Genomic DNA, 13,268 nt, shown 5'->3' with positions numbered 1-13,268 from the left:
ATATTATTAAGATTAGTTTAAAAGCAATAATGCTGTAACTAAGCTATCAAGTTATAGTTGTAAGCGGATTAATCATTTTCATATTTTTGCAAAATATGATTAAAATTAGTTCTTTATCGTCTGATCATAACTGACTATACTTAAAATTGTTAATTAACACATATTTTTTAAGCAGGCTTAGAATGAACAAAGATTATACATACATCAAAACCGTTGCAGAAAATCAAGGTTTAACTGCTGCAGCTGAGCAACTATATGTTTCAGTTTCCGCTTTAAGCAAATTTATTAAGAACAAAGAAACCGAGTTAGGTATTACTTTATTTATCCGTGATGGAAAAAAGTTCAAATTGACATATGCTGGACAAAAATATCTGGAATATGAGCGTAAAGTATATCTATTAAGACAAAATTTTGAAAATGAAATTCTTAATCACAATCAATACGCTAAAAAGACTTTAAGAATAGGTTTTCCACTTTCTTTAGCTCAAATAGTGGTATCTAAAGTAATCAAGACTTTTAAAAAAAGATATCCTAATGTTTTACTACAGATACATGAAGACAAGGCTGTCAACTTAAATCAAATGTTAGAAAAGAATAGACTAGATTTGATCTTAACGTTAAAAGAAATTGATCATCCTGATGATTATGCAATCTATCCCCTATTAGATGGTCAAGTTGCTTTAGTTGGTCATAATACTAATAAGTATGTTATCAATTCAAAATTTAGAACAAACTTTTCTTATCCTTGGATAGATATTGATATAGCCAAGAAGATTCCCATTATTGCTTTACGCAAGCACAGTTATTATATGGAACTTTTTAAAACGTATTTGCTAACAGAAACTGGTAAGGAACCTAACGTAAATATCACTCTTTCCAGTATTGAACATGTTCTTTTGGCAATTAAAAGTGATCTAGGCTGGGCCCCTTTACCTGACTTTTTGATTTGGCTCAATAATTTCAAAAACTTAGACTTATATTCTTGGGGACGGCAGCCTCTTGATACCCATCTCATGCTTATTTGCTCTAAAGTGGCTTCTAAATCACCTGCAGCTCAAGAATTTATTAAAATTTGCTCAGAGAAAATCTGGAAGGAAGTAGATAAATATGACAAGCACACCTTATGATTCACCAATTTATAAAAATCAATATGGCACTGAAGAAATGAGACAAGTTTTCAGTGAGAAAAACCAAATACAGACTTGGCTAGATATCTGGTCTGCTTTAGCCCAAGCGGAAGCCGAAAGCAGCATTATTCCTGAAAAAGCAGCTCGAGAGATTAAGGAACAGTCTTCTGTTGAAAAATTTGATATGGATGTAATTAGAACGGAAATTGCTAAAACCAGTCACCCACTAATGCCACAAATTCGATATTTGAGTTCCATTGTTTCACCTGATGCAGCAAGATGGATTCACTGGGGCGCTACGACTCAAGATCTACTCGATACTAGCTTAGTTTTACAATTCAAACAAGCAACTAAATTAATTATTAAAAACGCAGAAGAAATTCAAAGTAAATTATTAGTAAAGGCTAAAAAATACCGTAATCTGGTTATGGCAGGTAGAACCAACACCCAACAAGCAGTTCCTATTACTTTAGGTTATAAATTTGCTGTTTGGGCTGATGAATTAGGAAGAGATATCAAATCCTTAAAATGCTTTTATGATCACGATTTTGTTGGACAATTCGGTGGTGCAGCTGGTTCGATTGCTTCTCTAGGTGATAAAGGAATCGAAGTTCGCAATAGGATGTGTGAGCTACTTAATTTAAACTCTCCTACTATAACTTGGCATGTAGCACGTGATAGATTTGCTAAATTAGCATCATACAATGCAATTTTAGCTGGCACTATTGGAAAAATTGCTCTTAGCATCATGGAATTACAAAGAACGGAAATTGGTGAATTAGAGGAAGGCTTTACTTTAGGAAAGATATCATCTAGCACTATGCCACAAAAACGCAACCCAATGATTTGTGATGTCATTGTTTCCAACTGTCATGAAGTGCAAAATTCGTCTCAAATGGCCTTGTCAGCAATGTTTGTTGTTGATGAACGAGACGTTACCTGGTCTACTGAACAAAGTTATTTTGGACGTATATTTCTATTACTATCGGCTGCCTTGAAAAAGTTAAGCAGCGTTTGCAATACTATGATTGTTCATGAAGATCGAATCAAAGATAACTTAAACATGACGAATGGTGCCATTGTTAGCGAACGAATTATGCTAGTTTTAGGTGAGAAACTAGGTCGACAACCAGCTCATGAAGTTGTTTATGAAGACGCTCAAGACTCTTTCAATAATCATAAGCATCTACTTGATGTTCTATCCGAGGACAAACGTATCACTGCAGTGATGAGTAAAGAAGAAATCAAGGAACTATTAAATCCTCAAAATTATATTGGTGTTTGTCAAAAAGAAGTTGACGATGTTTTAAGAAAGTGGAGCAATTAAATTGCTCCTAAAATCAAAAACGTAGAAACAGATTATAATTGAATCTATTTCTACGTTTTTTCACTATAATGTTTTTATTTAATGTGTTTTCCCTTCCACGGCAACAAGATCCCCTTGACCATCACGTTCAACAATTGCACCGAGAGCTGCCGTTAAGCCCTTTACAATATCATCTAATGACATTGAAGCAACACCAGGTCGGTTAACAACTTGCTCTGGCAGAAATGGAATGTGAATAAAGCCAGCTTTGATATTAGGAAACTCCTTGTCACGCATGTATTGTACCTGGTACATGATATGATTGCAGACATAGGTGCCAGCAGTATTAGATACTTCTGCTGGAATACCTGCTTCTCTAATTGCCTTGGCTTCTGCCTTAATTGGAAGTTGTGTGAAGTAAGCAGTTTCTCCATCTTCATGAATTGCTTCACCTAGTGGCTGATAACCATCATTATCAGGGATGCGACCGTCGTCGATATTGATTGCGATTCTCTCTGGTGTTAAAGCATATCTTCCACCAGCTTGTCCTACATTCAGAACATAATCAGGTTGGTACTTCTTAATCGCTGCCTTAACTACTTCAGCACATTTATTGAAAACTGTTGGAATTTCAAGTTTGATTATTTCCGCACCTTTTACTTTATCTGGTAATAGCTTAACTGCTTCAATAGCTGGATTAATTTTATCGCCACCAAATGGATCAAATCCTGTTACTAAAATCTTCATAATTCTCTCCTTAATCTAGAATGCTAAGAAATACATTAACAATATTTGTATTATCAAAAGTAAGATCGCAATCGGTAATTGCTGCTTAATAACACCCATTTGATCTTTCATCTCTAAAAGAGCTACCGGTAAAGTATTGAAATTAGCAGCCATCGGTGTTAATAAAGTACCGCAATATCCTGATGTCATCCCAATTGCGGCAACCACCGCTGGATTAGCGCCTTGTGCAATAACAAACGGAATACCAATTGCTGCAGTGATTACTGCAAAAGCCGCGAAGGCATTGCCCATTATATAAGTAAATAGTGCCATTGATACACAGTACAGAACCACACCTAGAAGATGATTACCTGCTGGAAACACATTACTGATTAAGCTAGCGGTTAATTTTCCAACGCCTGCAGCAGTAAAGACTACGCCTAGCATTGCTAATAGTTGTGGCAAGATACCAGGTTCGCCGATGCTTCTTACCATTCTTTGCGTATCTGTATAAACTTCACGTGTTTTAGCTTTAGTTAATATTACTGCTACCAATAATGAAGCAACTGCGCCAATACCAATACCAACTTGCCCACCTAAAGGAGTGAACTGAGCAACAATAATTGAAACTGCAGCTAGTACAACACTTGGTATAAATACCTTAGCACCCAATCTTTTAGCAGCTTGACTTGCCTTTTTAGGCTCTACTTTAGGCACATTGCCAACTTTGATCTGCTTGAATAAAGCTAATATACCTATCAAAACTACCAATATTCCGACAATTAGAGATGGCAATATATTACCAAATGCGAAAATAATTGCTAAGATAAGCCAAAACACAGCTGTACCATACCGAGCTGGATTACTTTTATCACGGAAGGATTCAATTGCTGCAAAGAGCATGAATAATCCAATAATGCCATAAAATACCGGCAATATTACGTTAACAATATTTTGCATTATTGGATTCCTCCCTTTTGCAATTTTTTGTCAAAGTATAAATTATAAGCAAAAACTAAAACAAAAGTAACAATAGCAACTGGTATCGAGTTAATCACTATTTCAACTGGATTAACCTTATATCCTAGTGACTTCATCGTTGAAGCGATCAGTAAAACACCACCTGAAGCCACAAATAAATTCTGGGCAAAGAAGTTACCCATATTGTCAACTGCAGCACTGCGTCCCTTAACTAAGTCAAGCTCAGCTTCTGATAACTTACGGTTATTTTGATCTTCAACTGCGGCTGCAATCATTGGTGCAATCAAAGGTCTTACAAATTGGACTTGACCTTGCAAAGAGATTCCAAATATTCCTGTTAATTCTCTAATTAACAAATAAATATTAAGAATCCTGCCAGCTGTCATCTTTTTTAACCGTTTAATCGCTTGAACTGCATAGTCCTTTAACCCATACGATTCTACTAATCCAATCATTGGTAAGGTCAAGAAGAACAATGATACCATGCGATTGTCGACAAAGCTTTTACCAATTGTTTGTAATAAGGTAACAATATCCATCCCTGAAAATATTCCTGTTACAATCGCAGCAATAACGACAACTGCTGTTGTATCCCAATGAAGAACAAATCCTAAAATTATGATTAAAATTCCTAATAATTTTAAATATTCCATCTACTTCACCTCTACTATTTATTTTTAAATTTATTGTATCATAAAACAAATTTAATATTTATATTAATAATTTAGTTAAAAATTTATTTTTTCTATACAAAAATAACAGTTTTTCTCAAAAAAACTGTTATAATAAAGTTTTAAATACTATACAAATATATAATTATAAGTTTAAATTTTGCGCTTTATTAGTACTTCCAAATCTTCTTTCTGTTTAATTACTCTACTGATTTTAGAGCATCAAGCATATTTATTCTCTTAATCTGATGATAGACTGCTATAGACATAACCAAGGTAATAACCGCTGGAATTAGTGCTGATACTATAAAATTCATTGGATACATTGCTGGATTAAACATTGCCATATCTGGTGGCAAGTTCGTAATTATGAAGTGATGGAGCCACCAACCGAATCCAAAGCCAAATAATATTCCAATCAGTGATAAGATAATGGTTTCGCGGTAAATATACATAGTTGCTTCTTCGTCATAGAAGCCTAAGACTTTAACTGTAGAAAGCTCTCGGATTCTTTCGGCAATATTAATATTAGTCAAATTATAAATTACTACTACTGCTAGGAGCGAAGATATCAGAACTAGAATTAAGATAACTTGATTCAAGCTACCCGTAAAGCCAGTTAATAATTTACTATTACTTGAATTAGAGATAATAGTCTGAACATCGGCTTGCTTCATCAGTTTCCGACTTATCTGATTAACCTCACTTCTTTTCTTCATAGTAATCAGGTACGCATTGGTTGTATATTTGCTTCCCATTGTCTTTGTGAACTCATGCCTATTCATGAAGATATAGTGACCAATATACATCTCGCTAATCCCACCGACTTTGAAGCTATAGCTCTTGTTGCCTTCATTAAGATTGATGATAGAACCAACTTTAGCATTAAGGATTTTAGCGAGCTTTTCTGAAATTACTATACTATTGTCTTTTAATGATAATTGTTCCTTAGTCTGGCGGTTCCTTAAGTTAATCACATCTTTGAACTTGGTTGCATCCCCCGCCGCAATCAATATTACATTCTCAGTAGCCCCGCTCTTATCTAGATGCTTCGTCAATTGAGCATAATGAGCAGCTTGATAATTCCTAATCTTAGAGTCATGCAAGGTCTTCCTTAAGTTAATCTTCTGCTTCTGAGTTATTTGCTGATTAGTCAGGGCAATTATGTCATTTTTCATGATTTGGGAATATTGAATATCGCTAATCCCTTGAAGTGAATCACGAATTCCTAATCCCATTACTAACAGTCCAGTACAACCAGCGATTCCCATAATAGTCATTAGCATCCTACTCTTGTAACGAAAGATATTGCGGGCAGTGACTTTAGCAGAAAAGCTTAAATGCTTCCAAATAAATGTTGCTCTCTCTAATAGAATACGCGACCCATACTTAGGTGTCTTAGGTAACATTAGTCTGGTTGGCTTCTCATGTAGAGTTGCATCAAGTGTTATTATGGAAATTACACTTGTAGCTAACAAGGCTACCAATAATGAAACTAAAACAGGTGACCATAAAAAGTATAGGTGCAGATTACTAGCTAAAGTTGAGTTAACCGTATAGGCCTTAGTAATCATATTAGGTAAGAAAGTATAACCTACGCTTGCTCCAAGCGCTACTCCAATAATTGCTGCTGAAGTGCTATATATCAAGAACTTCAACCTAACAGCCATATTGCTATATCCTAAAGCCTTAAGTAAGCCAATATTGGCACGTTCTTCTTCGACAAACCGCATCATTGTTGTTAACGATACTAGTGCTGCTACTGCAAACAAAAATGTAGGAAAGACCGCTGCCAATACTTCAACACGTTCAGCGTCAGCTCGATATGAAGAATACCCTATACTGTCTTCTCTGCTACTAATCGTATAGCTAGGATAAGGCAATTTAATCTTAAATGTAGGGATCTTTATTTGATTAGGAGTAATTGAAGTTGAATGCCTAGCCAGCTTAGATAGGAATTGTTGTTTAGCTTGGTCTTGAACTTGTTTTTTGGCACTTTGATATTTGGAAGCACGATTTTTATTTAGTGATGTTAGCAAGTGCTTTTGGTTGTGATAGACTTGGTTACGATATTTTGTTGAAAAGGGGCTTAGGTTGGCCGTATCTTTAAAAATTATTCGCGCAATTTGATAAGACTTGCTATTGAAAGCATTACTTGTAGTTACTCCTATTCCTGTTAATTTGCCAGTACCTAAGTTGGTTTGGGCGATTTGATTTTTATCCAAGTATTCGCTTGATTTCACAAAGCCAACTATTCGATAGGTTTTATTTTTAAGAATACCTTTCCTTTTAAGGGTAACTTTTTGACCAAGGTGATAATTTTTATTCATTAGATAGGACAAGGCTAGCTCATGATCATTAGCTGGCATCCTACCACTGATAAGTTCATAACTAGAAATCTTTTTAGAATTTGAAAATATCCTAATTGTGTCACTTCTGTCTTCAATCTCTGCATCTTGATAATAGCCCCAAGATACTTGCTTAATGTTGGCTTGCTTATCAATAGTATTTTGATCTGCGTGATTTAATCCATAGTTAGAAGTTATGGTTACGTCAGCAAGATGATATTGATTAAAGAATTCACTAGCTGACATCCGCATATCTGGTCCAGTCATCCTTAATCCTACGAAGGCTAAAGTCCCTAAGGCAATTAACAAGATGATAGCTAAGTAGCGACCTAATGAATTAGGGATAGCTTGAAGAGCATCCTTAAAAAGCTTCTTTTCTTTCATCATACTCACCTACCATTCAATTGTTGATATATCTGCAGGGTAGGGATTCTCCTTAATCTCAGCGACACTGCCATCATGAATTTTAATTACCTTATCTGCAATTGGTGTTAGTGCGCTATTATGAGTAACAATTAAAACTGTGGAACCATATTTTCTACTCATATCTTGCAAAATACGCAAGACTTTCTTGCCTGTCTGATAATCTAGTGCCCCAGTCGGTTCATCACATAACAATAATTTAGGATTTTTAGCAATTGCCCGCGCGATTGCTACCCGCTGCTGCTCACCACCAGATAGCTGAGCGGGAAAGTTGTTCTTTCTTTTGCTCAAGCCCACCTTATCTAATGCCTCATCAGCATCCATCGCATTTTTAACGATTTCAGAAGCTAGCTCTACATTTTCCTTTGCGGTCAGATTTGGCACTAAGTTGTAAAACTGAAAGATAAATCCTACATCATTACGACGATAAGTTGTTAGTTGTTTAGCATCGTACTGAGAAATATCTTTTCCATCAATAATTACATGACCACTAGTATTAGTATCCATCCCACCCAAGATATTGAGCAAGGTTGACTTACCAGCACCAGAAGAGCCTAAGATAATGACTAACTCGCCCTGATTAACTTCAAATGAAATATCGCGATTGGCATTAATTATACTATCACCAGAATGATAAACTTTATGATTATTTTTTACTTCAATATAAGCCATAATCATACCTTCTTTCACTAATTCTATTGTAGCAAAAATTATGAAAATGCTTACATTTTGTGCAATAAAAAATAATGAATCAATATCTTAAAACGATATCAATTCATTATTCTATAAATCCCTTAACTTGACTTAAATAACGTAGTCCCTGATTAGTTCCCATATCATAGGCTCTTTGAACCATATGGGGTGGATTCTTGATAGTCTTAACATCAACTGGTTCAGGTGGTGCAATTACTAGTATTTCACTGTTAGTTTCTAGTTGTTTCATTTGTTCTAAAACTGCATTGTAGTCTGCAGCTCGCGTCCTTAATCTCTCATAAACGGCTGGAAAGCTGTTTTTAAATATTTGTCGATATAGTAGGCGATTTTCTTTAGGATCTTTGCGGTAATTCCGTGGCTGAGTAGTAATAACTACCTGCTTAGTAGGACCGAATCTAGGGAAGAAGTCAATCGGAATTGAATCACTTACTCCGCCATCCCAATAATAATGCCCTTTAATCTCGACAGGTTGGGCAAAGATTGGAATCGAAGCTGAAGCATGGATCCATTCCATATCAATTCCATGACCATTCTTCAACTTATAAAAAGTCGGCTTACCACTAACAATATCAGTTGCACAAACCCAAAAATCCATCGGATCCTCTTCAAACGTATCATAATCAAATGGATCTAAGATATCAGGGATTAATCGATAGCACATATCTACATTGTATAAATCACCGGTACTTCTCCAATGCTTCCAACTTGCATAATCATCACGCATACCATAGTTCTTGTTATAGCGCAGAGCACGACCAGGTTGATGCGATTTAAAGTTTACCCCAAATGCAGCCCCAGCAGATACTCCTACAGCTTGATCGAAACGAATTCCATGGTGATAGAATACATCCAAGACCCCCATAGTAAATATATCCCGTATAGCTCCACCTTCTAAAACAAGTGATGTCTTCACTTATTCCACTTCCTTAACTTAGTTTAGTTACTATTGTAGCACTTAATATCTAGAAAAATTAATCATTCATTTTAGTTATCATATTTCATATAATTTAAATATTTCTATTTTCTTATCTTCTAATTTATAATAAGTAACTGAATTAGATTAGGAGGAAATTATGAATAAACATCCAGAATTTTTATTAAATAAAATTGGAAATCCTCAAGATTTGAAGAAGTTCTCACTTGATGAAATGAAAAAGTTGGCTGAAGAAATCAGAACTTTGATCCTAGAAAAAGATAGCGCTGAAGGTGGTCACTTAGGTCCTGATCTAGGTATTGTTGAAGCTACTATTGCCTATCACTATGTCTTCAATGCCCCTGAAGATAAGATGGTATGGGATGTTTCTCACCAAACATATCCTCACAAGATGCTCACAGGTCGTGCTTATGGTTGGTTAGATCCTGATCGCTATGAAGATGTAACTCCATATACTAATCCTGATGAAGGCCCCTATGACTATTATGCAGTTGGTCATACTTCTACTTCTATTGCACTAGCAACTGGTATGGCTAGAGCACGTGACTTGATAGGCGGGCATGAAAATATTGCTGCTTTAATTGGTGATGGTAGTTTAACTGGTGGTATGGCTTTTGAAGGTTTAAATAATGCCGCCGTTGAAAAGCACAATCTATTGATTGTAATTAATGATAATCAAATGTCCATTGATGAGAACGTTGGTGGTGTAGTAACCGCACTAAAGAAATTGCGTGACAGCAATGGTAAGGCAGCTGATAATCCATTTACTGCTATGGGATTTGATTATCGCTATGTTGCTGATGGTAATGATATCCAAGCAATGATTGATGCTTTCAAGGCAACTAAAGATGTCGACCACCCTATCGTCTTGCATATTAACACTCTCAAAGGTAAAGGATATCAACCTGCTGTTGAACATGAGCGTGAACACCATTGGGTATTACCATTTGACTTAAAGACTGATAAAACTAAAATCCCATCATCAGATGCCCCAAGTGCTAAGTCTGTTGCAGTCGATTTCATTAAAGACAAGATTAAAGCTGGTGAAAATATCTTAGCCATTAATGCCGCTATTCCAAGTGTATTCGGTTTGATTGATATTAAGGATAATTATCCAGAACACTATAAGGATGTTGGTATTGCAGAGCAAGAATCTGTCGCCTTCGCTGCAGGTGCTGTTAAGGAAGGCGCTAAGCCGATCTTATTTGAAAACTCTACTTTCTTGCAAAGAGCCTACGACCAACTCTCACACGATATAGCAGCTAATGATCTTCCAATTACGATGATTGTAACTGGTGGAGGGATCTCTGGTCAATCAAAGACACACCTTGGTATATTTGATAATATGATGATTGCTAACTGGCCTAACTGGCAATATCTTGCACCAACTACTCTAAATGAATTACGTTCAATGCTTGAGTGGGCTAATAAGCAAGATAAGCATCCAGTTGCAATTAAGATGCCTGTGCTTAAGTTACCAATGGGCAAGGAAGTTAGTGAAGATTACTCTACTATTCACTATGATATTGAGCGTGGAAGTAAAGTTGCGATTATTGCCCTGGGTGACTTCTATCATTTAGGTGAACAAGTTCGCGACTTGCTCAAGGATAAAGATATTAATGCTAGTTTGATTAATCCTAAATCAGCTTCTGATCTTGATAGCGAAGCGTTAGACGACTTGACCAAAGATCATGAACTAGTAATTACTCTAGAAGATAATCAAATTTCTGGTGGTTTCGGTCAAAAGATTGCTAGCTACTACGGACCAACTAAGATGATGGTTAAGAACTTCGGTGAAAAGAAAGAATACACCGATAATGAAAGTCGTGAGAGTATCTACAAGAGAAACGGCTTACTTCCTGAACAAATTGTTGATGAAGTAATTAGTGTCTTAGGATAATTTTTAGAGCATCCCTTATGGGGATGTTTTATTTTTTTATGCAAATTTACAATATCATAATATTGTAAATCATAATGCTCTAGTTTAAGAGGTAAAAATGACCTTTTGAGTATAGATAATTAGCTAAAAAATTAATTATCATTTAATAGCTTTTGACTAAATATAAAATAAGGACGAAGAATCAATCCTATGGAACCGATTCTTCGTCCTTTTATTTAGAAAATTTTTGAATGGTTTTAAGCATTGCATGTCCGTATCTTTTTAATTTCATCTCTCCTATACCATTAACTTCTAGCATTTCTTCCATATTTTGAGGCATTTTATCTGCCATATCACGTAAAGTATGATCATTAAAAATCATAAAGGCAGGAACACCTTGCTGTCTCGCAATTGCTAGACGGGTCTTCTTTAAGGCAATGAATACTTCAGATTCTTGACTATTAGCATTGCTAGATGGCTTTTGTTCTATCTTTCTAAATACTTGTTGCTTGCCATCTAATACATCCCAGCCCAGATTAGTCGCATGAACCAATGGGTACTGGCCCGTGGTTAATTCTAAATAGCCATTGGCAATTAGATAATCTATTAAGCTTATCACTTCACTTTGAGGCTTCTTCAAGCTGCCATAATGCTCTAACTTATTAGCTCTAATGCTTTTCATCTTTTGATTAGTTGATCCTGTTACAGCTTGGGCAACAATACTCTTACCAAATCTACCATCCAAATCATAAATCATACCAATTATTTTTTGAGCTTCATTAGTTACGTTGGCTTTCTTTCGATCATCCAAGCAATTGCTACACTTGCCACAAGGCTTGCACTCTTGCCCAAAATACCTAACAATAAATTGTTGCAAACATTCACCAGAATTAACATAATTCGTGATATCATTTAACTTCTGATATTGTGCCTGCCGATACTTATCGTCTGCTTCAGAATTATCAATGAACCAGCGATAAGTCTGCAAGTCACTAGGATGGTAAATCAGAATTGCAGTAGATTCTAAGCCATCACGTCCTGCCCGCCCAGCTTCTTGATAATATGATTCAATATTCCTAGCACTATTAGCATGGATAACATAACGGACATTACTCTTATCTATTCCCATACCAAAGGCATTGGTTGCTACAATTACCTTAACACGGTCAAATTGAAAGTCATCTTGAACACTTTCACGTTCTTGGGATTCCATCCCGCCATGATAGCCCTCAACGTTTAGTCCTCTTTCATTTAGATAATTAACTAAGACTTGTACTTCTTTTCTAGTATTAGTATAAATAATCCCTGATTCTTCAGGATGAGACTTAATAAATTGACTAACATATAGCCTCGTATTTTTAGGCGAATTAACTATCTTAAAGCTGATATTTGGTCGGGCAAACGAAGTTATCACAAAATCATTTGGACTAATGTTAAGCTGGTGAGCAATATCACTTCTAACTTCTGGCGTAGCAGTTGCCGTCAAAGCCAGAATATTAGGCCTGCTCCTCAAGCTATTTATTCCAGATAAGATCTTGCGATAAGCCGGACGAAAGTCATGTCCCCATTGAGATATACAGTGGGCTTCATCCACTGCAACCAGCCTAACATTAAGGAAGTTTAACTGGTAGCGAAAATAATCCATCTCTAAGCGTTCAGGCGTCACATATAGCAGCTTGATCTTACCTTCATAAGCTTGACGCAGAATTGGATTAACTTCTTCTTGTGGGGTTGTAGAATTTAGTGCAGCAGCGTTGATGCCATTTTGCTTAAGTGAATCTACTTGATCCTTCATTAAAGAAATTAGTGGTGAAATTACCAGCGTTACACCTTCACGTGATAGGGCTGGAACTTGATAGCACAATGACTTACCCGCACCTGTTGGCATAACAGCTAAGACATTCTGCTCATTTAAGACTTTTTGAATTACTGCTTGTTGACCAGGTCTAAAATTATCATAACCAAATATATTTTTTAAAACTTCTGTTGGCGTCATTTTGTCTCATTTCCATAATTAATCAGTGATTATTTAGATTTAATGATTTAAGTTTATTAAATCCATTGAATATTTATACTTTGTCTGTTCATTATTATATAAAAAAATAAGTTGAATTTTTGTCTTTTAAACTAAAAATTCAACTTATTCATTACAATGCCTA

Annotated in this window: 10 protein-coding genes; 3 read left to right on the top strand and 7 right to left on the bottom strand. The window is 35.7% G+C overall.

From position 1 onward, the window contains the following. The first annotated feature begins 182 nt into the window (after nucleotides 1–182). Nucleotides 183–1,127 (top strand): LysR family transcriptional regulator, encoded by a 945-nt coding sequence (locus J2Z60_RS01400; RefSeq protein WP_209685645.1) that lies wholly within the window; start codon nucleotides 183–185, stop codon nucleotides 1,125–1,127. Continuing rightward, a complete protein-coding gene (gene purB, locus J2Z60_RS01395) occupies nucleotides 1,108–2,454 on the top strand; it encodes an adenylosuccinate lyase (protein ID WP_209685643.1) in 1,347 nt (448 codons plus the stop codon). Before J2Z60_RS01400 ends, purB begins: the two co-directional genes overlap by 20 nt. 78 nt (nucleotides 2,455–2,532) lie before the next feature. Here purB and pcp read toward each other — a convergent pair whose 3' ends face one another. The 6 genes from pcp to J2Z60_RS01365 all read right to left on the bottom strand — a co-directional run bounded on the left by pcp (nucleotide 2,533) and on the right by J2Z60_RS01365 (nucleotide 9,209). Continuing rightward, entirely contained in the window at nucleotides 2,533–3,180 is a 648-nt protein-coding gene (gene pcp, locus J2Z60_RS01390) for a pyroglutamyl-peptidase I (protein WP_209685642.1), read from the bottom strand. 15 nt (nucleotides 3,181–3,195) lie between these two features. Then, nucleotides 3,196–4,119, bottom strand: a complete 924-nt coding sequence (locus J2Z60_RS01385; RefSeq protein ID WP_209685639.1) for a DUF979 domain-containing protein — start codon at nucleotides 4,117–4,119, stop codon at nucleotides 3,196–3,198. After that, complete coding sequence (locus tag J2Z60_RS01380; RefSeq protein WP_209685638.1) at nucleotides 4,119–4,793, bottom strand: DUF969 domain-containing protein; 675 nt, start codon at nucleotides 4,791–4,793, stop codon at nucleotides 4,119–4,121. Before J2Z60_RS01380 ends, J2Z60_RS01385 begins: the two co-directional genes overlap by 1 nt. Nucleotides 4,794–5,011: 218 nt before the next feature. Further along, nucleotides 5,012–7,546 (bottom strand): ABC transporter permease, encoded by a 2,535-nt coding sequence (locus J2Z60_RS01375; protein ID WP_483425953.1) that lies wholly within the window; start codon nucleotides 7,544–7,546, stop codon nucleotides 5,012–5,014. A 6-nt stretch (nucleotides 7,547–7,552) separates the two neighbouring features. Continuing rightward, complete coding sequence (locus tag J2Z60_RS01370) at nucleotides 7,553–8,254, bottom strand: ABC transporter ATP-binding protein (protein WP_209685635.1); 702 nt, start codon at nucleotides 8,252–8,254, stop codon at nucleotides 7,553–7,555. 106 nt (nucleotides 8,255–8,360) lie between these two features. Next, on the bottom strand, nucleotides 8,361–9,209 hold the full coding sequence (locus J2Z60_RS01365) for a patatin-like phospholipase family protein (protein WP_209685633.1): 849 nt from the start codon (nucleotides 9,207–9,209) through the stop codon (nucleotides 8,361–8,363). A 160-nt stretch (nucleotides 9,210–9,369) separates the two neighbouring features. On the opposite strand from J2Z60_RS01365, the gene J2Z60_RS01360 reads away from it, so the two are divergent. After that, entirely contained in the window at nucleotides 9,370–11,130 is a 1,761-nt protein-coding gene (locus J2Z60_RS01360; protein WP_209685631.1) for a 1-deoxy-D-xylulose-5-phosphate synthase, read from the top strand. 211 nt (nucleotides 11,131–11,341) lie between these two features. On the opposite strand, the gene recQ is transcribed toward J2Z60_RS01360, so the two are convergent. Continuing rightward, nucleotides 11,342–13,105 carry a DNA helicase RecQ gene (recQ, locus tag J2Z60_RS01355; RefSeq protein WP_209685629.1) on the bottom strand — a complete coding sequence of 588 codons (1,764 nt, stop codon included), beginning with the start codon at nucleotides 13,103–13,105 and terminating at the stop codon, nucleotides 11,342–11,344. Between the last annotated feature and the right edge of the window lie 163 nt (nucleotides 13,106–13,268).

Source organism: Lactobacillus colini (assembly GCF_017874575.1).
GTDB classification, from domain to species: Bacteria; Bacillota; Bacilli; order Lactobacillales; family Lactobacillaceae; genus Lactobacillus; species Lactobacillus colini.
The sequence above is the reverse complement of the archived record's forward strand: the minus strand, read 5'-3'. Positions and strand labels throughout refer to the sequence as shown.